This window comes from Streptomyces sp. S186 (assembly GCF_051603415.1).
Lineage (GTDB): Bacteria > Actinomycetota > Actinomycetes > Streptomycetales > Streptomycetaceae > Streptomyces.
This window is the reverse complement of the sequence record NZ_CP193932.1, coordinates 4,412,234-4,437,039: the sequence shown is the minus strand read 5'-3', so window position 1 is coordinate 4,437,039 and position 24,806 is coordinate 4,412,234. Positions and strand designations below refer to the sequence as shown.

The following is a 24,806-nucleotide window of genomic DNA, read 5'->3' as shown; positions in this document are numbered from 1 at the left end:
GCCGCCTCCGTTCAGGAATCGTGAACGGCCCGCGGACGGGGCCGCGGGCCCGGCTTATCGTGGCGCGTATGGATCTGCGCCGGCTGTCTTCGTTCCTGGCGGTGGTCGAGGAGCAGCACTTCGGGCGGGCCGCGACCCGGCTGTTCCTGTCGCCGGCCGCGGTCACCCAGCATGTGCAGCAGCTGGAGCGGGAGTTCGGGACGCGGCTGCTGGACCGCGGGCGGGGCCCGGTGGTGCCGACGGTCGCCGGGCGGCGACTGGTGTCGCACGCCCGGACGCTGCTGGCGGCCGCGAACGCCGCGGTGGAGGACGTGGCCGAGGCCGCCCGGGGCCGGCCGGCACCGGGGCGCGGGCTGCGCGTCGGGGTGATGAGCCACGGGTCGGCGGAGGTGACCCCGGCCGCGGTGAACGCCTTCCGCCGGGCCCGGCCGGACGTGCCGGTGACGCTGGTGCAGCTGGACTTCACCGAGCACTGCAGCGCGCTGCGCGAGGACCGGGTGGACGTGGCGTTCGTCCGGCCGCTGGTACGGGCCGAGGGCATCGAGGTGGACGTCCTGACGACCGAGCAGCGGATCGTGGCGGTCTCCGCGCGGTCGCCGCTGGCGGACGCGGCGCGGGAGGGGGTGCGGATCGCGGACGTCATCGATCTGCCGTTCCTGCGGCTGCCGGCGCGCACCCCGCGGCCGTTCGTCGACTACCTCTACTTCCAGGACGGCGAGCGGCGGGCGCCGGACTGCGCGCTGAACCCGCACGATGTGCTGACGAGCGTGGCGGCGGGGCGCGGTGCGGGGTCCGGGCTGAAGTCCTTCGCCCGCTACTACCCGTGGCCGGGGACGGTGTTCGTGCCGGTGCTGGACGCGCCGCGCGCGCAGAGCGTGCTGGCGACGCGGTCCGGCGACCCGCATCCGGAGGTGCGGATCTTCCGGGCGCTGACGGTGGCGCTGGCGCGGGAGCTGGGGGAGTACGCGGCGCGGTAGCGCCGGCCGGCGGCGGTCGGCTGCGGGGTTCAGTCGCGCTTGCAGATGCGGTCGAGGAGGTTGGCCGTGGCGCGCTGGACGCGCTGGTCGATGTGGCCGGGGCGGTCCAGGGCCGGGGACCAGGCGAAGGTGCCGGACGCGAAGACCAGGGCGCCGCTGGGCGCGCGGTACAGCGAGGTCTCCTGATGGCGGCGGACGCCCTCGCCGTCGTGGTACGGGGAGTGGGAGAGCAGGATGCGGCGGGTGTGGGCGGGGAGGCTGGTGCGCGGGAAGTAGCGGTCGGCCTCGCCGGCCACCAGGCCGGGGAGTTCGTCGCCCTCGTGGGCGCCGGTGGCCTCCCACAGCCAGTGGTCGGCGTTGCGCACGACCAGGGGGGCCGGCTCGGGGACCCGGCCGGCGTACTGGATGCCCATCAACCGCTGCTCGGGACTGCCCAGTTCGCGCCAGAGGGCGGGGCGGCCGGGGCCCTGGCGTTTGCGGCAGGTGAGCAGGGAGTCGGGGCCGGCCGGCGAGCGGGAGAGCTCGACCTGCCAGTACAGGGTGTTGGCGGAGAGGAAGACCAGGGAGGTGCCGGCGTCGCGGGCGGCCTCGATCGTGCGGCGCATGGGCACCGACCAGTACTCGTCGTGGCCGGGGAAGACCACGCCGCGGTAGCGGGTGGCGTCGACCCGGCCGGCGTGCAGGTCGCGGGCGTCGGCGTAGGCGAGGTCGTAGCCGTAGCGCTCGGCCCAGCGGATGAAGTCGTAGGCGTGGCCGACGTGGAGGGGGAGGCCGGCGCCGGCGTAGGGGCGGTCGAAGGAGACGGTGGTGGCGGCGTCCCCTTCGCCGAGGAGGGCGCCCTTCTCGTCCCAGGCGTGGTAGAGGCTGGCGCCGGTGCGGCCGTCCTCGGGGTAGAGGTTGTACGCCTGCCAGGTGATGTCGGGGAGCAGCAGCAGGAGGTCGGCGGGCTGGTCGTCGCGGACCGTAAAGGGGATGTGGGAGCGGTAGCGGCCGTCGGCCGTGGTCAGGACGGCCACGTAGGCGCCGAGCTGCCAGTACGTGGGGACCTGGAGGCGCCAGGACAGCCACCAGTGGTGGCAGGAGACGGTGCGGTCGACGAGCAGCGGGGCGGGCTGGACGATGCCGGCGAGGCGGGGGCTGGTGGTGATCTTGGCGGCGCCGGCGCCGGCGTAGTGGCCGATGCGGTAGACGTCGATGCTGAAGGGCTGCGGCGGGTCGACCGAGACCCGGAAGTCGATGGCCTCGCCGGGGGCCACCGCGCCGGGGACGGTGAAGCCCTTGATCTGGCGGTGGACGTCGTCGGCGGTGCGGGGGCCGTTGTGTTTTCGGGGGGCGGGCAGCCGCAGGTCGCCGTGGGCGACGGCGGGGTCGGCGTACCAGGGGATGATCCGGCCGGAGTCGAAGTAGGTCTCGCTGCCGCGCAGCCAGGGCAGCGGGCCCTGCCCGAACGGATCCGTGACCGCGTGGGCGAGGGCGCCCGATTCCCAGCGCCTGATCTGTTCCGTCGCCACCTTCCACTCCCCTCCCGCGTCCCCCATGGCCGCGGCCGACCGGGCCTTACCCATCCCCCAGCACATCACATTACGCACTCACTTCGTCACCCTTCGTCGTGAATTTAGGGGCCCTTGGCCCGAAGCACGAACTGGAAGGGAACATTCAGCCGCCCCGCCGGGCGGCGGCCCCCGGGGTCAGGCGAGCCGGACCGGCTTCTCCGGGCGGACGCCGATCCGGTGCAGCCAGCCGCGGAGCGGTTCGGCGTCGCCGTCGTCGACCAGGCTGAGGACCGGGCGGCCCAGGTCGGAGCGGCGGGTGCCGTCCACGAGGAGGGCCGGGCCGTCGAGCCAGTCCAGGCCGGGGGCGGCGCCGGCGGTGTCCACGGCGGCGCAGCAGACCATCGCCGTGACGTGGTCGGCGAGGAGCTCGCGGGCCGTGCGGGGCGGCTGGAGGGGGAAGAGCGGGAGGCCGTCGGCCGGGCCGTCGCCCCATACGACGCCGGCGGTGGCGGTGCCGCCGGGCGGTGCGGAACGGTCCCGGGCGGCCTGGCGGGCGGCCTCCTCGCGCTCCTCGCGGGCGACCTCGGCGCCGAGCCGGGCGGCGAGCAGATCGCCGGCGCCGGTGTCGTGGGCCAGGCGGTCGATGACCCGTTCCAGGGTCGGAGCGGCGGGCGGGGCGGCCGCGGACGGGGCGGGGTCGGCGGCGGGGGTCTTTGCCGCCCGCTCGGCGTCGAGGGCGCGGGCGGGGCCCACGGGGTGGTGCGCGGCGGGCGTACGGCCGCGGGCGCCGGCGTAGGTGAGGCGCGGGGCGACGGCGGGGGCCGGGGCGTCCGCGGGGGCGGCGGGGCGGGCCGGGGCCTCCCGGCCGGGATCGTGCGGGCCGGTCGGCGGGAGGGCGTCGAGGACGCGGTGCAGCCGGGCCGCCTCCAGGCGCCACTTGCGGTCCACGATCTCCTGCGGATACTGCTGCCAGCCGACCGGCGACCAGTCCGGACCGGGCTCGGCCGGGCCGCCGTGGAAGAGCCGGGCGGCGAGCAGAGAGGCGGCGCGGTCGATGGTGCCGGGCTCCTCCAGGAGATCGCAGGCGGGCCGCTCGCCCAGACGGGAGGCGAACCCCTCGGCGAGGCGGTCGCGGCGGGAGAGCTCGGTGAGCGCGGAGACCACACCGGCGTCCAGCCGGGAGGGCCAGCGGCCCAGCCGCCAGGCGGGCAGTGCGACCCTCGTCAGCAGGCGGTCCCAGCCCGCGTAGGCCAGGCCGACCTGTTCCTGGGCGACGATCCGCAGGCCGTGGTCGACGCCCTGGGCGCGCTCGGAGGCGGCGGCCGCGACCCCGCGCTCCATGAGCATGGCGTGCTCGCGGGCGGCACGCAGCAGCAGCCGGGCGACCCGGCCGACGAAGCGGAGCGGGAGGGCGCGCAGCGGATCGCGGGACCGGGCGGCGACCGCGGCGGCCGCGTCCAGGCCGCGGATGAAGCGGCGGGCGGCGGCTATGTCCGGGTGCGCGGACGGGCCGGTGCCGGCGACCACGGGGGCCAGCAGGGCGCGCAGCTCGGCGACCCGCATCCACCACAGGAACGGCGAGCCGATGACCAGGACCGGGGCCACGGACGCCCGGCGGCCGGCCCGCCCGGCGGGGCGCGGCGGGCCGTGCGCGCGGTGCGTGCGGTCCTCCAGCCAGCTGTCGCAGTCGGGGGTGAGCGCTATCGCCGAGGGGGCGGGGACGTCGAGGCGGTCGGCGAGGTCGCGGACCAGGCGGTAGAGATCCGGGGCGGCGTCCTCGGAGATCGGCACGGAGGGGCTGAGCGCGGGCCGGGCGCGGGCGACGACGGCGGCGACCAGCGCGGCCGGCAGGAGGCTCGCCAGGGTGAGCCCGCCGACCGCCCAGCGGGCGAGGGCCCAGCCGCCTTCGGTGCCGAGCCGCCCGGTGGCGCCGCCCACGAGGAGGACCACGGCGGCCGCGGCCGGCAGCAGGGCCACCGCCAGCGCCGCACCGCGGACGCGGAGCACCGCGAGGGCGCGGGCACGCGCCACCAGGACGCCTGTTTCCGGACTTGCCACGAGCCTGTACACCCCCAGCGGTCCTGACGGAGCGGGACGGAGAGATCGGAGTGGGACAAAGAGAACACGGGACGGACGACGGTCGTACGGTGTGCGGACGAGCGAGCGAGCTCACTCCCCACCCACTGTGGCACCGGCCACTGACATCGCAATGTCGGTGGGCCAGTTGCCGGACGCCCGCCGGGGCGCTCGCCCCGGTGCGGGCACCGGTCCCGCCGGAGCGGCGGACGCCGCACCCCCTGCCGCCGGGTACCGCCGGCCGCAGGACGCTTGCGCGGCACCCTAGTTGGGGGTTCCGGGTTCGTCAGCCGGATACCCGCGCGGTCACTCGATGGAATGGCTTTGGGTAAAGCAACGGACCGGAAAGGGGCGGGTCTGGGTCGCGTTTCGACCGGCGACACGTCCCCCGGAGCGCGACCAAGGCATATGCCGGCGAAATCCCCGGAGATCCGGAGATGCGGACATATGCCTTGGTCTTAGTGGATGTCGTCGTGGATACGGGGCTGGTCGCGAACGCGAAGGACGTACGGGCCGCGGCCGGGCGCCGCCCCTACTCCCCCGCCGCCGCCTTCGCGGCGATGTCGGTGCGGTGGTGCGAGCCGTCGAGGGAGATCCGGCCGACGGCGCGGTAGGCGCGCTCCCGGGCGGTGGCCAGGTCGGCGCCGGTGGCCGTGACGGACAGCACCCGGCCGCCCGCGCTGAGCACCGCGCCGGACGCGTCGCGCCGGGTGCCGGCGTGCAGCACATAGGCGTCCGGGGCATCCTGCTCGGCGACCGCGGCCAGGCCCTCGATCGGGTCGCCGGTGCGCGGGGTGCCCGGGTAGTTGTGGGAGGCGATGACGACGGTGACCGCGGCGCCGTCGTTCCAGCGCAGCTGCGGGAAGGCCGCCAGGGTGCCGGTGGCGGCGGCGTGCAGCAGACCGGCCAGCGGGGTCTTCAGACGGGCCAGCACGACCTGGGTCTCCGGGTCGCCGAAACGCGCGTTGAACTCGATCACCCGGACCCCGCGGGAGGTGATCGCCAGACCCGCGTAGAGCAGTCCGGAGAAGGGGGTGCCGCGCCGCCGCAGCTCGTCGACGGTGGGCTGCAGGACGGTCCGCAGCACCTCGTCGACCAGCTCGGGGTCGGCCCAGGGCAGCGGGCTGTAGGCGCCCATGCCACCGGTGTTGGGGCCCGCGTCGCCGTCGTGGGCGCGCTTGAAGTCCTGGGCGGGCTGGAGCGGGACGACGGTCTCGCCGTCGGTGACGGCGAAGAGCGAGACCTCCGGACCGTCGAGGAACTCCTCGATCACGACGCGGTCGCAGGCCAGCGCGTGCGCGCGGGCGGTCGCGAGGTCCTCGGTGACGACGACGCCCTTGCCGGCCGCCAGACCGTCGTCCTTGACGACGTACGGTGCGCCGAAGGCGTCCAGGGCGGCGTCGATCTGCTCCGGGGTGGCACAGACGTAGCTGCGGGCGGTGGGCACGCCCGCGGCGGCCATCACGTCCTTGGCGAACGCCTTGGAGCCCTCCAGCTCGGCGGCCCGCGCCGACGGGCCGAAGACCGGGATGCCGCGCTCGCGGACCGCGTCCGCGACGCCCGCCACCAGCGGCGCCTCCGGGCCGACCACGACGAGGTCGGCCTCCAGGCGCGCGGCGAGGTCGGCCACCGCCCGGCCGTCGACGGCGTCGACCCCGTGCAGTTCGGCCACCTCGGCGATGCCGGCGTTGCCGGGGGCGCAGTGCAGCGCGGTGACGTCGGGGTCGAGGGACAGAGAGCGGCACAGGGCGTGTTCGCGGGCGCCGCCGCCAATGACGAGGACCTTCACGACGTGCAGCCTAGACGAACGCACCAAGCGGGCGGCCGCCGGGCGTGCCCCGATCGCACAAGAGGGGCCCCGACCGGAAACCGCCGGTGTCGTCGGCAGGCGGCGGCGCCGGCGCCCTCGTCGTCCGCCCGCGCGGCGGCAACTCTTTCGGGTGAGATCCGCGCACGTCCTATACCGGATCCCCCACCACTTCCGGGCGGAAAACGGGCGATCTTGGGACAGAGGCCAGCCGTTCGGCGGTAGGAAAGGGGGCGGTGCGCAGACGTTCCGCAGGCCAGCCATGCGCGCACCCCACGGATCCGCGTACGAGGGAGCGCACGGGTGAGTCAGCCGGAGATGCAGCCCGAGGGGCCCCCTCGGGGCGAGGGCGGGGCCGACCGGGGCCGCGGGCGTTCCCCGGAGCCGCACCGGAACCACGGCCGGCCCGAGCGGCGCCCCGCCGGCCCGCTCCGCGGCCGCGGCGATCTCGTGGGCCGGGCGTTCCCGCACGGCGACTGGGGGGAGCCGGGCAGCCGGCTGGACGCGCTGTATCTCTGGAGCGAGGAGGGCGCGCTGCGCACCGCCGACTGGTATCTGCGCGACCGGCTGGCCAAGCGCCGCGGGGCGCGGGCGCTGCGGCTGGGGGCCGCCGCCGCGGGGACCGCGAGCGGGACGCTGCCGCTGCTCGACCTCGCCGGTGTCTGGGGGCACGGGGCGCCGTGGGGCGCGCTGACGCTGCTGCTGGCGGCGGTGTGCGTGGGCTGCGACCGGTACTTCGGGCTGACCGCGGGCTGGATGCGGGACCTGGCCACCGCGCAGGCCATCCACCGGCGGCTGGAGGCGCTGCAGTTCGACTGGGCGGCGGAGAGCGTGCGGGAGGTGCTGGGGCCGGCCGAGGGGACCGCGAGCGAGGCGGCGGAGCGCTGCCTGGGCGTGCTGCGGCGGTTCAACGAGGACATCGGGGAGCTGGTGCGCACGGAGACGGCGGACTGGATGGTGGCGTTCCGGTCGGCTCCGGTGCCGCAGGCCACGCACGCGGCGCTGCCGTGGTCGGCGGCGCGGCAGGAGGGCCCGGGGCCGGGGCGGTATCCGCGGCAGCCCGGTACGCGGCCGAACATGCCGCGGCAGCGGCCGCCGGAGGCGCCGCGCTGAGCCGGGGCCGGCGGGGCCGGGGCGCGCCGCCCCGCCGGTCCGGCCCGTTCAGCTGAAGACGATCATGGAGCCCTGGCCCAGGCTCCGGGTGGCGGCGGCGTGCAGTCCGAGCCAGACGTGCCGTTCCCGGGCGAACGGGCCGTCGTCCAGGGGGGCCGCGGCGGCCCGCTCCTCCAGGGAGGTGGGGCCGGCCGGCGGCGCGGGGGCGGCCGGCGGGTTGGCCGGGTCGATGCCGAGCGCCGGGGCGACCAGTTCGAGGTCCCGCAGCAGTCCGTGGGAGGAGCCCAGGGGCCCGCCGCCGGACAGCAGTTCCTCGGTGGCGAGCGGGTGCGGGAAGTCGACCGGGACGTAGGCGCCCGCGTGGTCGTAGTGCCAGACCAGGTGGGACTGCTGTGCGGTGGTCTCGAACATCTCCAGCAACTGCTCGTAGTCGCCGCCGAGTTCGTCGACCGGGGTCACCTCCAGGCCGCACAGCCGCAGCAGGTAGGCGCGGCGCAGGAAGTGCAGGGCGTCGTAGTCGAAACCGGCGACCGGCGCCACGTCACCGGAGAGGCCCGGCATGTAGCTGAAGACCGGGATCTCCGGCAGGCCGGCGCCCACCAGGGCGTCGTTGTAGGCGGCGATCTCTTCGGAGAACGGGTTGTCGGGGCTGTGGCACAGCACGTCGACGAGGGGTACCAGCCACAGATCACATGCCACGGGTGAGGGCTCGCTTCCGGTCGGGGACGGGGGCACCGGCGCACGTACGGCCGCGGAGGACGGCCCCTTTGCGGCCGATGGTCGGGACAGCGTAGTGCTACCCGGCCGTTCCCACGAGGGCGAGGGAGTGCGCGTTGTAGTCGGCGATCAGCCGCTGGGCGTCCGGCAGGTCGTGCCGCAGCAGGGCATCGGCCAGTTCGCTGTGGCCGTGCCAGAGGCGGCCCTTGAGGTGCGGCTCGCGGCGCAGCAGCGGCACCGCGAACATCCAGGTCTGGACGCGGATCCGGTCCAGGAAGTCGCTGATGTAGGCGTTCTGGACGATGCCGCTCAGCTCGCGCCAGAACCGCAGGTCGTAGCCGATGAGGACGTCCAGGTCGCCGGCCCGGGCGGCGCGTTCGGCCTCCTCGGCGCGGCGGCGGATGGAGATCAGCACCTCGGCGGGGGTGGCCAGCAGCGCCCGTTCGGCGTTGCTGCGGAAGATGCCCTCGATGATCAGGGTGCGGGCCTCGACCATGGCGCGGAAGTCGTCGGTGGTGAAGGCGTGGACCTTGAAGCCGCGGTGCTGTTCGACGTCGAGCAGGCCCTGGGCGCACAGGTCGAGCAGTGCCTCGCGCACCGGCGTCGCGGAGACGCCGTACTGGTCGGCGATCTCCTTGACGGTGAAGGGGTGGCCGGAGGGCAGCCGGCCGGCCAGGATCTCGTCGCGCAGCGCGTCGGCGATCTGCTCGCGCAGGGTGCTGCGCCGTATCACTGAGCTGTCCGGGCCCGGGGCCATGCGGTGCGTCTCCTTCGACGTCCATGGCCGCGTCGGCAGCGGCCCTCCTCACCATAGGCGAGGCGGGTGCCGCGGTTTCACGTGAAACGACGCGGCGCGGCCCCCGCCCACGATAGGCGAGGACCGCGCGGCCGCCGTCCGGCGGGGCGCTCAGGCGGTGTGCGCGTCCGCCGCCGCCAGGGCCTCGTCGAGGGCGGCCAGGCCCTCCTTGGCCTCGGCCTCGGTGACGGTGCAGGGCGGGACGACGTGGGTGCGGTTCATGTTCACGAACGGCCACAGGCCGCCGCGCTTGCAGGCCGCGGCGAACTCGGCCATCGGGGCGTTGTCGGCGCCGGCCGCGTTGTAGGGCACCAGCGGCTCGCGGGTCTCCTTGTCGCGGACCAGGTCGAGGGCCCAGAAGACGCCCAGGCCGCGGACCTCGCCGACCGAGGGGTGCCGCTCGGCGATCTCGCGCAGCGCCGGGCCGATGACCTTCTCGCCGATCTCCGCGGCGTTCTCCACGATCCGCTCCTCGGCCATCGCGTTGATCGTGGCGACGGCGGAGGCGCAGGCCAGCGGGTGGCCGGAGTAGGTCAGGCCGCCGGGGTAGGGCCGCTGGTCGAAGGTGGCGGCGATCTCGGCGCTGATCGCCACACCGCCCAGCGGGACATAGCCGGAGTTGACGCCCTTGGCGAAGGTCAGCAGGTCCGGGGTGACGCCGAAGTGGTCGGCGGCGAACCAGTGGCCGGTGCGGCCGAAGCCCGCCATCACCTCGTCGAGGATGAAGACGATGCCGTGGCGGTCGCAGATCTCGCGGACGCCGGTGAGGTAGCCGGGCGGCGGGACCATGATGCCGGCGGTGCCGGGCACGGTCTCCAGGATGATCGCGGCGATCGACCCGGGGCCCTCGAAGGCGATGGTCTGTTCCAGGTGGGCCAGGGCGCGCTCGCACTCCTGGGCCTCGTTCCCGGCGTGGAACGGCGAGCGGTAGAGGAAGGGGCCCCAGAAGTGGACGACGCCGGCGGCGCCGGTGTCGGAGGGCCAGCGGCGGGGGTCGCCGGTGAGGTTGATCGCGGCGGCGGTGGCGCCGTGGTACGAGCGGTAGGTGGAGAGCACTTTGGGGCGGCCGGTGTGCAGCCGTGCCATCCGGACGGCGTTCTCCACCGCCTCGGCACCGCCGTTGGTGAAGAAGATCTTGTCGAGGTCGCCGGGGGTGCGCTCGGCGATCAGCCGGGCGGCCTCGGAGCGGACGTCCACCGCGAAGCCGGGGGCGAGCGTGCACAGCTTGCCGGCCTGCTCCTGGATGGCCGCGACGACCTTGGGGTGCTGGTGGCCGATGTTGGTGTTGACCAGCTGGGAGGAGAAGTCGAGGTAGCGGTTGCCGTCGTGGTCCCAGAAGTACGAGCCCTCCGCGCCGGCGACCGGCAGCGGATCGATCAGGCCCTGGGCGGACCAGGAGTGGAAGACGTGCGCGCGGTCGGCGGCCTTGACGGCGGCGCCGGCGGCGGGGTCGGGATGCGGCGTGGTCACGGTCGGTACCTCGGATCGGGTCGCTCGGTTCCGCCGCCGGACGGCGCGGCGGACGGCCCCCAGCCTAGGGATCACGTTCCGTCGGCCGGTACCGACACTGTGTATGGCGCTCACCACGGGGGCGGACAGAATGTCTACGGTCCTGGAGGAAACTCCAGGGATGCCCGGGAGTTGGGTGCCTGCCCCCGGGCACCGTCAGGATCCGCGGCGTTCGGGGCGTAACGCCCCGCACACGTCTCAGGCCGCCGCGGCCGCGGGGAACGCGGTCCGGACCGGGCCGCGCCAGTGGTTGGCGTAGAGGTGCGGGCGGAGCGCCGACAGCCCGCCGCAGTACTTGGTGAAGTCCGCGGCCGGGACGCCGGATCCGGCCAGCAGCCGGTCGGCCTCGGTGAGCCGGCCGGCGGTCTTGGTCTCGACGACGACCAGACCGCCGTCGGCCCGTACGGAGCGGCCGGTCTCCGGGTCGCGGCAGACGAGCGCGGCGTCGCAGGTGACGCGCTGGCCGTCGGCGACGAAGGTGGCGCGCTGGTAGTCGGTCTCGATGGAGCGGCCCAGTTCGGTGGGGGCCTGGATGCCGTAGGAGCGGTCGAGCACGGTGGCGAGGAAGTCGCGCGGGGCCGCGCCGAGGGCCGGGTCGCCGGGCATCAGGGGCCGCCGGTGCTTGACCGTGCGGCCGTGCTCGCCCTTGAGCTTGACCTCGAACTGCCGCTCCCCGGTGTCCGCGTAGAGCCGCTCGCGGATCTTGAAGCGGAGCGCGGTGCGCTGCCGGTGGTCGTGGAAGGAGCGCAGGTCGGGGGTGTCGTAGTAGACGGAGCGGTAGCGGAACCAGCGGCGGCCGTTGATGCACAGCGCCGCGAACGGGCCGCCGGGGCGGTGGCGGTCGGTGAGTTCGGCGGCGAAGGCGGCGAAGACGTCGACCGGGACGAGGTAGGTGGTGCTGAAGCGCGCGAGGAGTTCGGCGCGCGCCTGGACCTCGGCCAGCGGGACGGGGCGGGCGGCCATGGTGGCGCGCGCGATGGCTCGTACGGCGGGTATCACACGGTCTCCTTGCGGAAAGGGGGACGGGGGATCGTGCGGGTCCTGTCGTCGCTCTCTGCGGTTTTTCTCCTTTCTTTACGATCGATAACCGCGGGAAGTTCCGGGACGCGGAATCAGACATCCAGTCCGTCATCTCCCGGACGGCGCCCGACTCTTGACGCGATGTCGCCCCACCTGCCCGCTTGCCCGCGGCGGCCGGCCGCTCCCTGGTGGGCAGCACCGGCGCGCTCCGCCTCCGAGGCGCGTGCCTTGGCCGAATACCGCCCCACCGTCCGTGCGCACGGCCTCGATATCCTCACCGCGGACGAGCGGCCGCTCCCGCAGGCGGAGGCGGGCGGGCCGGGCGAAGGGGCGGCGGAGCAATGGCACAGGCGAGGCAGCGGGGACCGGCCGGACGGCTCGGGGGACTGGCACCGCTCGGCGCCCACGATCCCCGGCGGATCGGCGACTACCGCCTGCTCGGACGGCTCGGCGAGGGCGGCATGGGCCGGGTGTTCCTGGCCCGTTCGGACCGCGGCCGGACCGTCGCGGTCAAGTTGGTGCGCACGGAACTGGCCGACCAGGAGGAGTTCCGGGCCCGTTTCCGCCGCGAGGTGCGGGCCGCCCGGAAGGTCGGCGGGGAGTGGACCGCGCCCGTCCTGGACGCGGACACCGAGGCCGGGACGCCCTGGCTGGCCACCGGCTACATCGCCGGCCCCTCCCTCCAGCAGGCCGTCGCCGGCGGCGGCCCGCTGCCGGAGCGCACGGTGCGGATCCTGGCCGCCGGGCTCGCCCGCGCGCTGCGCTCCGTCCACGCCGCCGGCCTCGTCCACCGCGACCTCAAACCGTCCAACGTCCTGCTCACCCTCGACGGCCCGCGGGTCATCGACTTCGGCATCGCCCGGGCCCTGGAGGGCCTCGGCACGAGCGCGGTGACGACCACCGGTTCCGCGGTCGGCTCCCCCGCCTTCATGGCGCCCGAGCAGGTCCGCGGCGAGCCGCTCGGCCCGGCCTGCGACGTCTTCTCGCTCGGCTCGGTGCTGGTCTACGCGGCCACCGGCCGCCAGCCGTTCGGCACCGAGACGACGCTGCCGCACGCGATGATGTACCGCATCGCCCAGGAGGAGCCGGACCTGACCGGTCTCCCCGAGGGACTGCGCGGACTGGTCGCGGACTGCCTGGCCAAGGACCCCGCGCGGCGGCCGGCTCCCGAGGAGCTGGCGGCGCGGGCGGAGGACGGCCTGCCCGGCGGCGGGGCGGCCGACGACGAACCCTGGCTCCCGGGGGCGCTGGTCGCCCGCCTGGGGCGGCACGCCGTGGAGCTGCTGGAGGCCGAGGACCCGCAGCACGGCGCGGAGCGGACGGCGGCCGCGCCGACCGCCGTCCACCCCCACGGGGGTTCCGCCGCGGCCCCGGCCGGGCCGGCGTCCGCCACCGTCGCCCCGCGGGCCGGTGCGGCCCCGGCGCGTCGGGGCCGCACCGGCCGGATGCTGCTGCTCGCGGCCGGACTGGTGCTGGCCGGGACGGCCGCAGCCACCGCGTACGCGCTGCTGGGCGGCCCGGACGGCAGCGCCGCCGCCACCGAGAAGACCCCGGCCCCCACGACCCCGCCGGGCGGCATCCCGGCCGGCTATCTGGGCGTCTGGTCGACGACGGTGGGCGACTCCGGCCTGGACGTCCGCCGCTTCACCCTCGTCCAGGGGAAGCCCGGGGAGACCGTACTCCGTATGCAGGCCACCGGCCCCACGTACGACTGCCGGTTCACCGCGACCCTCAAGAGCGCCGGCCCGCCGGTGCGGCTCGGCCCGTCCACCGTGGTCTCCGGCCCGCCCGACACCTGCCGGGCCGGGTCCCCCAGCACCCTGGAGCTGATGGCCGGACAGCTGCGGCGCACCTTCGACGACGCGGGCGGCCTGGCGCCGCTGCTGTACACGAAAACGGGGTGACGGCGAAGGCACCGCGCCTTCGCCGTCACCCCGGGAACGGCCCGGTCAGGACAGGAACGAGTTGATCTCGATCGTCTCGTCCCGGCCGGGGCCGACGCCGATCGCGGAGATCGGGGCGCCCGACATCTCCTCCAGCGCCCTGACGTACGCCTGGGCGTTCTTCGGCAGGTCGGCGAAGGTCTTCGCCTGGGTGATGTCCTCGGACCAGCCCGGCAGCATCTCGTAGACGGGCTTCGCGTGGTGGAAGTCGGTCTGGCTGTAGGGGAGTTCCTCGACGCGCTCGCCGTCGATCTCGTAGGCCACGCAGACCGGGATCTGCTCCCAGCCGGTGAGGACGTCGAGCTTGGTGAGGAAGAAGTCCGTCAGGCCGTTGACGCGCGTGGCGTAGCGGGCGATCACCGCGTCGAACCAGCCGCAGCGGCGGTCCCGGCCGGTGGTGACGCCGCGCTCGCCGCCGATCCGGCGCAGCGCCTCGCCGTCCTCGTCGAACAGCTCGGTCGGGAACGGGCCGGCGCCCACGCGGGTGGTGTACGCCTTGAGGATGCCGATGACCCGGCTGATCTTCGTGGGGCCGACGCCCGCGCCCGTGCAAGCACCGCCCGCGGTCGGGTTCGAGGAGGTGACGAAGGGGTACGTGCCGTGGTCGATGTCGAGCAGGGTGCCCTGCCCGCCTTCGAAGAGCACGACCTTGTCGTCGTCCAGGGCCTGGTTGAGGATCAGGGTGGTGTCGGCGACGTAGCCCTTGATCTTGTCGGCGTAGCCCAGCAGCTCCTCGACGACCTGTCCGGCCTCGATGGCACGGCGGTTGTAGAGCTTGGTGAGCAGCTGGTTCTTGACGTCGAGGGCCGCCTCGACCTTCTGGATCAGGATCGACTCGTCGTAGAGGTCCTGGACGCGGATGCCGGTGCGGTTGATCTTGTCGGCGTAGGTCGGGCCGATGCCGCGGCCGGTGGTGCCGATCTTCCGCTTCCCGAGGAAGCGTTCCGTCACCTTGTCGATGGTGATGTTGTACGGCGTGATCAGGTGCGCGTTACCGCTGACGAGCAGCTTGGACGTGTCGACGCCGCGGTCGTTGAGCCCGCTCAGCTCGGAGAGCAGGACCGCCGGGTCCACGACGACGCCGTTGCCGATGACCGGGGTGCACCCCGGCGAGAGGATTCCGGAAGGGAGGAGGTGCAGTGCGTACTTCTGGTCGCCGACGACGACCGTGTGGCCGGCGTTGTTGCCGCCCTGGTAGCGCACCACGTAGTCCACGGATCCACCGAGCAGGTCGGTGGCCTTTCCCTTGCCCTCATCACCCCACTGAGCACCGAGCAGCACAAGTGCGGGCACAGGCGTACACCCCTTCCGGGCGGGGCATGTCCAACGTGCGTGGATGGCGCGGCGCACGCGTGGTCACGCGTACGTCGTCGCCGGAGCCGTCGGACCGGTGCCCCGGAATAGACGAAGCCCCTGGCGCAATAGCGCAAGGGGCTCTTGCACCGAGATGCTACCTGAGGAAGGACCGAGGTGTCGGCGCAGTCTTCTGGGCACTCTCCCGCGGACTCCGTTCGGGGGTGCCCCCTGCTTGTGGTCATCGACCCGGTCGCCCGCAGGACGGACGGCGAATCCGTGCGCATCGCGAAGGACGTCCTGTGCGCCGGCGCGGGGGCGAAGATCTGCCTGCCGGAGGGGCCGGAGGAATTCCTCCAGGCGCTGGCCCGGCGCGGCCGGCGCCACCCCGTGGTGGTCGGTGACGACCGGGCGCTGCTGCGGGCGGTGGGCCTGCTCCACAGGGAGCGCGAACTGTCCGGAGTGCCGCTGTCGCTGGTCCCGGTGGGCACGCCGGAGACGGTCGCGCTGAGCCGGACCCTGGGCGTCCCCACGGACGCGGTGGCCGCCGCGCGGACCGTCCTGGACGGCGGGGAGCGGCCGATGGACCTGCTCACGGACGACAGCGACGGCATCGTGCTGGGCGGCCTGCGGATCCCGTGCGGGGACGCGGACGGGGCACTGCCGGAGTACACGGTGTACGGCGCCGCGGAGGAACGCACCGGCCGGGCGGTGCCGGAGGCGGCCGGGTGCCCGGAGCGAGCCGCGGCCCCCGGGGGCGCGGGCCCCGGCGCGGTGGATCCGGGGGACGGCCTCCGCGCCTGGTGGCGGCCGGCCGCCCGCACCGCCCGTACGGCGCTGTCGCTGCTGGCCGCGCCCGCGGCCGTGCGGCGGGCGCGGGTACCCGCGCAGCGGCTGCGGCTGCGGATCGAGGCGGACGGGGCGCTGCTGGCGGATCTGGACCGGCCGGTGCGCGGGGTGTCGGTGATGCCGGGCGCCGCGGACCGCGCCTCCGGGACCGACGGGGCCAACGGGGCCGACGGCCGCGCGGGGTGGCCCGGCGGGCTGGCCGAGGTGGTCGTGCACTGGCCGGGCGAGGAGCGGCCGGTGCGGGTCCGGGCGCGGGCCGTGACGGTGTCCGGCGCGGACTTCCGCTACCGGGCGGACGCGCTCGTCGGCGGGCCGGTGCGGACCCGGACGTGGACGGTGCAGCCGGGGGCCTGGCGGCTGCGGCTGCCACGGCAGGGGTGAGGCGTGGCCCGGCGCCCGGACGGGCGGGGCGGTGGCCGGACCCCGGGGCCCCGGGGTCAGCGCCGCGCCGGGCCGTTCTCCCGCCGGGTCTCCGCGGTCGCCGGGCCGCCCTCCTGCTCCTCCGTGCGGAGCTCTTCGAGGTGCTCGCGCCAGCGTTCCATCATGCCCATGAGCTCCTGCTGCATGAACTCCGTGAAGGCCAGGGTCTCGCCGAGGCGGCGGCCGGCGGCGCTCTGCGGGCCGAGGCTGTCCACGCCCTCGCGCAGCACGTCCTCCCAGCGGGTCAGGACGCTGTCCCGGCGGGTCAGGGCCTCGTACCACTGGTCGCTGTGGACGCGGTAGCGGTCGCGGCGGGAGCCGGGCTCGCGCTCGCGGCTGACCATGCCGACCTGGGAGAGATAGCGGATCGCGCCGGAGACGGCCGCCGGGCTGACCTGGAGCCGCTCGCCCAGCTCGGCGGAGGTCAGGACGCCGGAGTCGGACGCCAGCAGACAGGAGAAGACCCGGGCCGGCATCCGCTGCATGCCGGCGTCGACCATCTGCGCCGCGAAGCGCTCGACGAACGTCAGCACCGCCGCGTCGTCGCGGCCCGCCGTCGCGCCCGTTTCCCGCTCTCGCTGCTCGCTCATGTCCGCATCATCTCCCCTGTTCAGCGCCGTTCCCACAACTTTATACGGTTTCTTAACTTCACAAATTTGTGAAAGTAGCGTACCTTCGGAACCATGACGAAGGCGCATCCCTTCCCCGCGATCCAGGTGTCCGGCCTGGCCAAATCCTTCGGCCGGACCCGCGCACTGGACGGCCTCGACCTCCGGGTCGAGGCCGGTGAGGTGCACGGCTTCCTCGGGCCCAACGGCGCGGGGAAGTCCACCACCCTCCGCGTCCTGCTGGGCCTGCTGCGCGCCGACCGCGGCACCGCGCGGGTCCTCGGCAAGGACCCCTGGCAGGACGCCGTCGAGATCCACCGCCGCGTCGCCTACGTCCCCGGTGACGTCACCCTGTGGCGCAATCTCTCCGGCGGCGAGGTCATCGACCTGTACGGGCGGCTGCATCAAGGCAGCGGCGCGAAGCGCCTCCCGTGGACGGGTGGTGGCGGGCGACGGGAGGGCGGACTCAATGCCGCGCGGCGGAGCGAGTTGCTGGAGCGCTTCGAGCTCGACCCCACCAAGAAGGGACGCACCTACTCCAAGGGCAACCGCCAGAAGGTCGCCCTGGTCGCCGCCTTCGCCTCCGACGTCGATCTGCTGATCCTCGACGAGCCCACCTCCGGGCTGGACCCGCTGATGGAGGAGGTCTTCCAGAGCTGCGTGGCCGAGGAGCGCGCTCGCGGCCGCACGGTCCTGCTCTCCAGCCATGTGCTGTCCGAGGTCGAGGCGCTCTGCGACCGCGTCAGCATCATCCGCAAGGGCCGCACCGTCGAGTCCGGCTCGCTGGGGGAGCTGCGCCATCTGACCCGCACGACCGTCGTCGCCGAGCTTGCCGGCCCGCCGGCCGGACTCGACGGGCTGGCCGGCGTGCACGGCCTCGCCGTCCAGCCGCTCCCCGGCGGCGGCTGCCGCGTCCGGCTCCAGGCCGACACCGACCGGCTCGGCGCGGTGCTCGGCCCGCTCGGCGCGGCCGGCCTGCGCAGCCTCACCAGCACCCCGCCCACCCTGGAGGAGCTCTTCCTGCGGCACTATCAGGACGACCTCCGCCCCGACGCCCGCCACCGGGACGGCGCCCGGGCCGAAGGGACGGCCGGCCGATGAGCGCCCCGACCGCACCGGCCGCCGCCCGCCCCGGCCGCCCGCGCCATCTGGCCGGCACCGGCACCCTGCTGCGGCTGGCCCTGCGCCGCGACCGGCTGATGATCCCGGCCTGGGTGCTCGCCCTCGGCCTGTCCGTCACCGCCATGGGCCCGGCCTTCGCCTCGCTCTACGCCACCGCCGCCGAGCGCGCCGGACTGGCCGCGTCGATGAACGCCAGCGGCTCGCTGCGCGCGCTGTACGGGCCGGTCTTCGGCGACTCCGTCGGCGGCCTGGTCGCCTGGCGGATGGCCGGGCTCGGGGCGGTGCTGGCGGCCGTGATGAGCCTGCTGATCGTCGTCCGGCACACCCGGGAAGAGGAGGAGACCGGCCGCCAGGAGCTGCTCTCCGCCGCCATGGTGGGCCGGCGGGCACCGCTGACCGCGGCCCTGCTGGCGGCGCTGCTCGCCGACGCCGGGGTCGCGGCGCTGACCGCCGCCGGGCTGACCGCGGCCGGACTGCCGGCGGGCGGATCGCTCGCCCTGGGCGTCGCGATCGGCGGCACCGGCCTGCTCTTCGCCGCGCTGGCCGCCATCGCCGCCCAGCTCACCGAGAGCGCCCGGCCGGCCAAGGGGCTGACCGGCGCGGTGCTGGGCGCCGCCTTCGCGCTGCGCGCCACCGGTGACGCCGCCGCCGACGGCGGCTCCCCCGGGAGCGGCGCCGGCCCCGCGCTCACCTGGCTCTCCCCCGTCGGCTGGGCGCAGAATCTGCGCGCCTACGCCGGCGAGCGCTGGTGGGTGCTGCTGCTGCCCGCCGCCGCGACGGCGCTGGCGACGACGGCGGCCTACGCCCTGACCGCCCGCCGCGACATCGGGATGAGCTTCCTGCCGGCCCGTCCCGGCCCCGCCCGGGCGCCCCGCTCGCTCGGCGGTCCCGGCGGCCTGGCGTGGCGGCTCCAGCGGACGGCCCTGGCGGGCTGGACGGCCGGTTTCGCGCTCGCCGGTGCGGTGTTCGGCGGGATCGCCAAGGGGGCCACGAGCCTGGTCGGCGGCAATCAGCGGACCCGGGAGATCTTCGAGCGGCTCGGCGGGCAGCAGTCCCTGGCGGACGCCTTCCTGGCCTCGGTCACCGGCCTGCTCGGCATGATCGCGGCGCTCTGCGCCGTGGGCGCGGTGCTGCGGATACGCGCCGAGGAGACCGGCGGGCGGGCCGAGCCGGTCCTGGCCGGCGCGGTGGGCCGGCTGCGCTGGGCGGCCGGGCATCTGGTCCTGGCGCTGGCCGGCACCGCCGTGGTGCTGGCCGCCGGCGGCCTGACCCTGGGGATCGCCTACGGCGCCTCGGCCGGCGATGTCGCCGGCGGCACCGGCCGGGTGCTGGCCGCCGCGCTGGCCCAGGTCCCGGCGGTGTGGACGCTCGCCGGGGCGGCGACGGCCGTCCTCGGCCTGTTCCCCCGCGCCACCGGTGCGGTCTGGGCGCTGACCGGCGGCTGCCTCGCCGTCGGCTGGCTCGGGCCGGTGCTGCGGCTCCCCCAGTGGGCGATGGACCTCTCGCCGTTCGGGCATCTGCCCAAGCTGCCCGGCGGCGCGGTGACGGCCGCGCCCTTCCTCTGGCTGACGGCCCTCTCGGCGGTCCTGATATCCGCCGGTCTCGCCGGCCTCCGCCGCCGCGACATCGGCTGATTCCCGGGCCCCGCCCGTCGTACGCCGCCGGAGCCGCAGCGGACTCCGGCGGCGCGGTACGCGGTCCGCGCCCCACCGTCCACAGGGTGTGGACAGCGGGGCGGGCGGCGCCGTCAGCCGCCCGGCGTCACCAGCCGCGCCTCGTAGGCGAAGACCGCCGCCTGGGTCCGGTCGCGCAGCCCCAGCTTCACCAGGATCCGGCTGACGTGCGTCTTCACCGTCGACTCGGCGACGACGAGATGGGCGGCGATCTCACCGTTCGACAGACCCTGCGCCACCAGCACCAGGACCTCGGTCTCCCGCTCCGTCAGATCGCCGATGCGCTCCTGGGCCGGGGCGCGCGGCGAGCCCAGCCGGGAGAACTCGTTGATCAGCCGCTTGGTGACGGTCGGGGCGAGCAGCGCCTCCCCGGCGGCGACGATCCGCACGCCCTCGGCGAGCTGGCCGGCCGAGGCGTCCTTGAGCAGGAAGCCGCTGGCCCCGGACCGCAGCGCCTGGTAGACGTACTCGTCCAGATCGAAGGTGGTCAGCACCAGCACCTTGGCGTCCGCGTCGGCGGCGACGATCTCGCGGGTCGCCTCCAGGCCGTTCATCTCCGGCATCCGGATGTCCATCAGGACGACGTCCGGCTTGAGGAGCGAGACCTTCTCCACCGCCTGCCGGCCGTCGACGGCCTCCCCGATGACCTCGATGTCGGGCATGGCGTTGAGCAGCACGGAGAAGCCCTCGCGGACCATCACCTGGTCGTCGACGATCAGTACCCGGATCATGCCCCGCTCCCGCCCCGCGCGCTCTCGCCGGCGGTGTGCGCCGGCAGGAAGGCCGCGACCTCGAAACCGCCGTCCTCGGTGTGGTCGGCCGTCATCTCACCGCCGAGCATCTGCACCCGCTCCCGCATGCCGAGCAGTCCGTGGCCGGCGCCCGGCGAGGGCTTGGCGAGCCGGCTCGGGGCGCCGTTGACGATCCGCAGCCCCAGCCCGCCCAGGACGTAGGAGATCTCCACCCGCGCGTCCGCGCCCGGCGAGTGCCGCAACGCGTTGCTCAGCGCCTCCTGCACGATCCGGTACGCCGACAGCTCCACGCCCTGCGGCAGCGGCCGGGCGGACCCGGTGATCACCGCTTCGACGGTCAGCCCGGCGCCCCGGACGCTCTCCAGCAGCCCGTCCAGGCTGGCCAGCGTCGGCTGCGGGGCCTCCGGGTCGCGCTCGGCGAAGGCGTCCGGGTCCTCGGAACGGACCACGCCGAGGATGCGGCGGAGCTCGGTGAGCGCGGCGACGGCGTTCTCGCGGATGGTGGCGAAGGACTTGGCGAGCTCGGGCGGCGGGTCGGCGACGCGGTAGGGCGCGGCCTCGGCCTGGATGGCGATCACCGACATGTGATGCGCGACCACGTCGTGCAGTTCCCGGGCGATCAGCGCGCGCTCCTCCAGCAGGGTGCGGCGGGAGCGCTCCTCGGCGGTGACGCTGCGGGTCTCCACGACCTGCCGGCGCTCCTCCCGCCAGGCCCGGACCGCGGCGGCCGAGACCAGCACCACCCCGGAGAAGAACGCCACCGGCGGCATGTCGCCCAGGGCGCCGCTTCGGACGAGCACCGAGACCACTGCCCCCAGCCCGAAGGTGACCCCCCACATCTCCACCGCCAGCCGCGGCCGGGTGCGCAGCACCACCAGCGTCATCACGGCGAGATGCACGATGAAGGCGGAGCTCCAGACGCTGGCGTACGGCGAGAAGAACCGGGAGCCGAGCGCCTCCACGAAGAACGCCGCCAGCGACAGCCAGAACGCGCCCACCGGCCGGAACAGCACCAGCACCACCGGCACCGCCATCATCAGCGCGAGGACGACGTCCAGCATCTGCCGCGTCGCACTGGCGTCGTAAGCGGGGCCGACGGACCCCAGGAAGATGCAGGCCGCGAGGAAGCCGACGGCGCCGTGCGGGAGCCAGCGGGCCCAGTGGCGGGCCCGCTCCGGCAGCCAGGACAGCCGCCGCGCCAGCTTGGCGTCGTCCAGCGGCGGCAGCGGGCGGAGGGCGAAGGCACCGGCGAACAGGTCCTGGCGCAGGGTGTGCAGCACGCCGTGGGCTATCCGCGCCTCGGAATGCAGGTCGCCCGGTGTCTGGGGGGTCTCGTTCACGTACACCACGGTAAGCAGGCGCGGCCCGTAGAGGCGTCCCCACCGAAGCGGATCTGCCGGGGTCCGTCTCAAGTACTACGCGGGGCAGGAACCACGTGGGTCAGGCACTACGCAGGTCAGGCACTACGCGGTGCGGCCGGCGCCCGGCGGTTCCGCGGCGGCCTCAGCGGCCCCCGGTCCGCCGCCGCGGATCAGTTCCAGCAGCGTGCGGAAGGCGTCGGTGCCGGGCGTCATCGGGGCGTAGTGGCCGGTGCCGGGCAGTTCGCGCAGCGTGGTCGCGGCGGGGTGGGCGGCGGCGTAGCGGCGGGAGAGCTCCGGCGGGACGTCCGGGTCGTCGGTGCCGTGCAGCAGCGCGACGGGGATGCCGGCCGGCGGATGGCGGACCGGATCGGCGTCGGCCAGCCGGCCGGCGAAGCCGGGGCCGGCGCCGAGCAGCCCGGCCACCGCGCCGTCGCTCAGGCCCAGCTCATGGGCGCGGGCCAGATCGGCGACCGGGGCCACCGCGACGACCCGGGTCACCGGCGGGCGGGGACGGGCGGCGGCGAGCAGCGCGAGATGGCCGCCCGCGGAGTGCCCGACGAGCACGATCCCGCGGGGCGGCGCCCCGGCTCGCGCCCCCGCGCCGGCCGCGGCCGCCACGGCCGCCCGGACGTCCTCGAACGTCCACGGCGCGCCGCCGCCCGCGCCGACCCTGCGGTACTCGGCCAGCGCGACCGGCAGCCCGTGCCGGGCCAGCTCCGCCGCGCACGGCGAGAGGTGGTGCCGGTCGTACGCGGCCCGCCAGAACCCGCCGTGCAGCAGGACGACGAGGGGCCCGGTCCCGGGCCACGGGCCGTGGAAGTCGACGACCTGGTCCGGGTGCGGGCCGTACGCCACCGTGCGGGCCGGCGCCACCGGGGCGAGCCCCAGCAGCGCCGCCTCCTCGTCGGCCGCGGTCACCCCGCGCCGCCGCCCGCCGTGCCGTCCCACTCCTGGCCCGCCGGCCCCGGCCCCGCTCCGGCTGCCGGCTCCGCTCCCGCTTGCGGCTCCGCCGCGGCCTGCTCCCGCAGCACCTCGCCGAGCACCCACGCCGCCCGCTCGGCGTCCGCGAAGGTGGTGTAAAGCGGGGTGAAGCCGAAACGCAGCACGTCCGGGGGGCGGAAGTCGCCGACCACCCCGCGGCGGATCAGCTCCGCCATCACCTCGCCGGCCCCCGGGCACGCCAGCGAGATCTGGCTGCCGCGCCGCCGGTGCTCGGACGGGGTGACCGAGCGGACCCGCCCGGGCGGCACATACGCGGCGACGCACTCCAGGAAGAAGTCGGTCAGCGCCAGGCTCTTGGCCCGCACCTCCTCGACGGCGACGCCCTCCCACGCCTCCAGCGCCGCCTCCAGAGCGAGCATCGAGAGGATGTCGGGGGTGCCGACGCGGCCGCGCAGCACGCCGTCGGCCGGGGTGAAGCCGGGGTCCATCCCGAACGGGTCGGCGTGCGAGTTCCAGCCCGGCAGCGGCGACTCGAACCGCTCCTGGAGGCTCTGCCGGATGTAGAGGTACGCGGGCGAACCGGGGCCGCCGTTGAGGTACTTGTAGGTGCAGCCCACCGCGAGGTCCGCCCCGCAGGCGTCCAGCGCGACCGGCAGCGCGCCGGCGCTGTGGCACAGGTCCCAGACCGCCAGCGCGCCCGCGGAGTGCAGCGCGGCGGTGATCCGGTCCATGTCGTGGAGCTCGCCGGTGCGGTAGTCGACGTGGTTGACCAGCGCCAGCGCGGTCCGCTCGGTGACCTCGTCGGCGATCCGGGCCGGCTCGACCGGCCGGACCGCGAGGCCGGCCATCCGGGCCGCGGAGCGGGCGACATAGCCATCGGTGGGGAAGGTCGTGGCGTCGACCAGGATCTCCGTGCAGCCCTTCCCGGCCATCCGGATGCCGCCGGTCACCGCCTTGAAGACGTTGACGCTGGTGGAGTCGCCGACCACCACCTGGCCCGGTGCCGCCCCGACGAGCGGGGCGATCTTCTCGCCGATCCGCTCGGGCGCGGTCCACCAGCCGGCCTCGGTCCAGGACCGGATGCGCAGCTCGCCCCACTCGCGTGCGATCACCTCGGCGATCCGGCCGGGCACCGACCGGGGCAACGCGCCGAGGGAGTTGCCGTCGAGATAGCTGGTGGTGTCGTCGAGGACGAACCGGTCGCGGGTGGCGGTGAGCGGCCCGGCCGCGTCCAGTTCGGCGGCGCGCCCGGCCTCCGTACGTGCCGGGGCGGCGGGGCCGGGGCGCTGCGGGGTCTCGCGGCTCTCAGACATGGCTTCGCGCCGTCCACAGCTCGGGGAAGACGTTCTTACGGGCCCGCTTCTCCAGCCAGGCGACTCCCGCGGACCCGCCGGTGCCCATTTTCGCGCCCATCGCCCGCCGGGTCGCCACCAGATGGTCGTTGCGCCAGCGCCAGACCAGCTCCGCGACATCGGTCAACAGCTCGCCGAGCCGGGCGAGTTCACAGTCCTGCGGTCCGGCGAAGACGGCGGCCCAGACCTCCTCGACGGCTGGGTCCGGCTCGTAGCGCTCGGCCACGTCGCGCCGCAGGACGGCCTCCGGGACCGGGTGGCCGCGGCGGGCCAGCAGCCGCAGCACCTCGTCGTACAGGCTCGGTTCGTGCAGCGCCTTCTCCAGCGCGGCGTGGTCCTCCGCGGAGCCGCGGTGCGGCACCAGCATCGACGCGGACTTCTCGCCGAGCAGGAACTCCAGCCGCCGGTACATCGCGGACTGGAACCCGCTGCCCTCGCCGAGCGCGCCGCGGTAGGCGTTGAACTGTGCCGGCGTCAGCCGGGCCAGCGGCTTCCAGGCGGCGTTGAGCGCCTCCAGCTCCCACGTGGAACGGCGCAGCGCGTCCGTGGCCACCGGCAGATCGTCCCGGCGCAGCGCGTCGGCGGCGGTCTGCCACTCGTGGACGATGACGGTGAACCACAGCTCCATCACCTGGGTGGTCACCAGGAAGACCATCTCGCCCGGGTCGTCGGACTGGAGCTGCTGGAGATGGGTGAGGACGCTCGCGCGGACGTAGTCCTCGTACGGGGTGGTGGCGCCGGCGCCGATGCTCAGATCGGGGCCGAGCGGCGGTTCCGTCTCGGGGGGCGCGGTGTCCGGCGCGGTGTCCGGCGCCGGGGCCTGATGCGCGGAACGGGTGGGAGACGGTTGCGACATGAGGGACTCCTCAGGTGCGAACTACCGGGTAGCGGTCCGCTCCTTCCTGGTCGGCTCGGGAGCCCCGGTCCCCTCGGGCGCGGGATGACCCGGCCCACTGAAATCATCGGTGCTGCACCACCACCGC

The 24,806-nt window shown here is 75.2% G+C and carries 20 protein-coding genes; 6 read left to right on the top strand and 14 right to left on the bottom strand.

Annotated features, from left to right (window positions below):
- The first annotated feature begins 68 nt into the window (after nucleotides 1–68).
- Nucleotides 69–977 (top strand): LysR substrate-binding domain-containing protein, encoded by a 909-nt coding sequence (locus tag ACRAS8_RS19055; protein WP_438487246.1) that lies wholly within the window; start codon nucleotides 69–71, stop codon nucleotides 975–977.
- A 29-nt stretch (nucleotides 978–1,006) separates the two neighbouring features.
- On the opposite strand, the gene ACRAS8_RS19050 is transcribed toward ACRAS8_RS19055, so the two are convergent.
- From ACRAS8_RS19050 to purD, 3 genes are all read right to left on the bottom strand, one after another.
- Entirely contained in the window at nucleotides 1,007–2,488 is a 1,482-nt protein-coding gene (locus ACRAS8_RS19050; protein WP_438487245.1) for a N,N-dimethylformamidase beta subunit family domain-containing protein, read from the bottom strand.
- Nucleotides 2,489–2,665: 177 nt separating this feature from the next.
- Nucleotides 2,666–4,528: a hypothetical protein gene (locus ACRAS8_RS19045; RefSeq protein WP_438487244.1), complete on the bottom strand. Its 1,863-nt coding sequence runs from the start codon at nucleotides 4,526–4,528 to the stop codon at nucleotides 2,666–2,668.
- Nucleotides 4,529–5,078: 550 nt separating this feature from the next.
- A complete protein-coding gene (gene purD / locus ACRAS8_RS19040; protein ID WP_438487243.1) occupies nucleotides 5,079–6,335 on the bottom strand; it encodes a phosphoribosylamine--glycine ligase in 1,257 nt (418 codons plus the stop codon).
- 321 nt (nucleotides 6,336–6,656) lie between these two features.
- On the opposite strand from purD, the gene ACRAS8_RS19035 reads away from it, so the two are divergent.
- Complete coding sequence (locus ACRAS8_RS19035; protein WP_438487242.1) at nucleotides 6,657–7,466, top strand: SLATT domain-containing protein; 810 nt, start codon at nucleotides 6,657–6,659, stop codon at nucleotides 7,464–7,466.
- Between the two features lie 48 nt (nucleotides 7,467–7,514).
- Here ACRAS8_RS19035 and ACRAS8_RS19030 read toward each other — a convergent pair whose 3' ends face one another.
- From ACRAS8_RS19030 to ACRAS8_RS19015, 4 genes are all read right to left on the bottom strand, one after another.
- Nucleotides 7,515–8,165 carry a hypothetical protein gene (locus tag ACRAS8_RS19030; protein WP_438487241.1) on the bottom strand — a complete coding sequence of 217 codons (651 nt, stop codon included), beginning with the start codon at nucleotides 8,163–8,165 and terminating at the stop codon, nucleotides 7,515–7,517.
- A gap of 97 nt (nucleotides 8,166–8,262) precedes the next feature.
- Entirely contained in the window at nucleotides 8,263–8,940 is a 678-nt protein-coding gene (locus ACRAS8_RS19025) for a GntR family transcriptional regulator (protein WP_438487240.1), read from the bottom strand.
- Between the two features lie 150 nt (nucleotides 8,941–9,090).
- On the bottom strand, nucleotides 9,091–10,449 hold the full coding sequence (locus ACRAS8_RS19020) for an aspartate aminotransferase family protein (protein WP_438487239.1): 1,359 nt from the start codon (nucleotides 10,447–10,449) through the stop codon (nucleotides 9,091–9,093).
- Nucleotides 10,450–10,686: 237 nt separating this feature from the next.
- Complete coding sequence (locus tag ACRAS8_RS19015) at nucleotides 10,687–11,487, bottom strand: polyphosphate polymerase domain-containing protein (RefSeq protein WP_438487238.1); 801 nt, start codon at nucleotides 11,485–11,487, stop codon at nucleotides 10,687–10,689.
- A 362-nt stretch (nucleotides 11,488–11,849) separates the two neighbouring features.
- Between ACRAS8_RS19015 and ACRAS8_RS19010 the strand changes: the two genes are divergently transcribed.
- Nucleotides 11,850–13,412: a serine/threonine-protein kinase gene (locus ACRAS8_RS19010; RefSeq protein ID WP_438487237.1), complete on the top strand. Its 1,563-nt coding sequence runs from the start codon at nucleotides 11,850–11,852 to the stop codon at nucleotides 13,410–13,412.
- A 45-nt stretch (nucleotides 13,413–13,457) separates the two neighbouring features.
- On the opposite strand, the gene ACRAS8_RS19005 is transcribed toward ACRAS8_RS19010, so the two are convergent.
- Nucleotides 13,458–14,744 (bottom strand): adenylosuccinate synthase, encoded by a 1,287-nt coding sequence (locus tag ACRAS8_RS19005; RefSeq protein WP_438487236.1) that lies wholly within the window; start codon nucleotides 14,742–14,744, stop codon nucleotides 13,458–13,460.
- 237 nt (nucleotides 14,745–14,981) lie between these two features.
- Between ACRAS8_RS19005 and ACRAS8_RS19000 the strand changes: the two genes are divergently transcribed.
- Nucleotides 14,982–15,974, top strand: a complete 993-nt coding sequence (locus tag ACRAS8_RS19000; protein ID WP_438487235.1) for a hypothetical protein — start codon at nucleotides 14,982–14,984, stop codon at nucleotides 15,972–15,974.
- A 56-nt stretch (nucleotides 15,975–16,030) separates the two neighbouring features.
- Here the strand turns inward: ACRAS8_RS19000 and ACRAS8_RS18995 are convergent, their stop codons facing one another.
- Nucleotides 16,031–16,603 carry a GbsR/MarR family transcriptional regulator gene (locus tag ACRAS8_RS18995; protein WP_438487234.1) on the bottom strand — a complete coding sequence of 191 codons (573 nt, stop codon included), beginning with the start codon at nucleotides 16,601–16,603 and terminating at the stop codon, nucleotides 16,031–16,033.
- Nucleotides 16,604–16,696: 93 nt separating this feature from the next.
- On the opposite strand from ACRAS8_RS18995, the gene ACRAS8_RS18990 reads away from it, so the two are divergent.
- Both ACRAS8_RS18990 and ACRAS8_RS18985 read left to right on the top strand, forming a co-directional pair.
- A complete protein-coding gene (locus ACRAS8_RS18990; protein WP_438487233.1) occupies nucleotides 16,697–17,722 on the top strand; it encodes an ATP-binding cassette domain-containing protein in 1,026 nt (341 codons plus the stop codon).
- Nucleotides 17,719–19,377: an ABC transporter permease gene (locus ACRAS8_RS18985; RefSeq protein ID WP_438487232.1), complete on the top strand. Its 1,659-nt coding sequence runs from the start codon at nucleotides 17,719–17,721 to the stop codon at nucleotides 19,375–19,377. The genes ACRAS8_RS18990 and ACRAS8_RS18985 overlap by 4 nt, the downstream gene beginning before the upstream one ends.
- Nucleotides 19,378–19,490: 113 nt before the next feature.
- On the opposite strand, the gene ACRAS8_RS18980 is transcribed toward ACRAS8_RS18985, so the two are convergent.
- From ACRAS8_RS18980 to ACRAS8_RS18960, 5 genes are all read right to left on the bottom strand, one after another.
- The gene (locus ACRAS8_RS18980) at nucleotides 19,491–20,147 is read right to left on the bottom strand and encodes a response regulator (RefSeq protein WP_438487231.1); all 657 of its coding nucleotides are present in this window, start codon (nucleotides 20,145–20,147) and stop codon (nucleotides 19,491–19,493) included.
- Nucleotides 20,144–21,514: a sensor histidine kinase gene (locus ACRAS8_RS18975; RefSeq protein WP_438490532.1), complete on the bottom strand. Its 1,371-nt coding sequence runs from the start codon at nucleotides 21,512–21,514 to the stop codon at nucleotides 20,144–20,146. The genes ACRAS8_RS18980 and ACRAS8_RS18975 overlap by 4 nt, the downstream gene beginning before the upstream one ends.
- 117 nt (nucleotides 21,515–21,631) lie before the next feature.
- Nucleotides 21,632–22,447, bottom strand: coding sequence for an alpha/beta hydrolase family protein (locus ACRAS8_RS18970; RefSeq protein WP_438487230.1), 816 nt, complete (start codon nucleotides 22,445–22,447; stop codon nucleotides 21,632–21,634).
- Nucleotides 22,444–23,784 (bottom strand): kynureninase, encoded by a 1,341-nt coding sequence (kynU, locus tag ACRAS8_RS18965; protein ID WP_438487229.1) that lies wholly within the window; start codon nucleotides 23,782–23,784, stop codon nucleotides 22,444–22,446. The genes ACRAS8_RS18970 and kynU overlap by 4 nt, the downstream gene beginning before the upstream one ends.
- Nucleotides 23,777–24,679 (bottom strand): tryptophan 2,3-dioxygenase family protein, encoded by a 903-nt coding sequence (locus tag ACRAS8_RS18960; RefSeq protein WP_438487228.1) that lies wholly within the window; start codon nucleotides 24,677–24,679, stop codon nucleotides 23,777–23,779. The genes kynU and ACRAS8_RS18960 overlap by 8 nt, the downstream gene beginning before the upstream one ends.
- Between the last annotated feature and the right edge of the window lie 127 nt (nucleotides 24,680–24,806).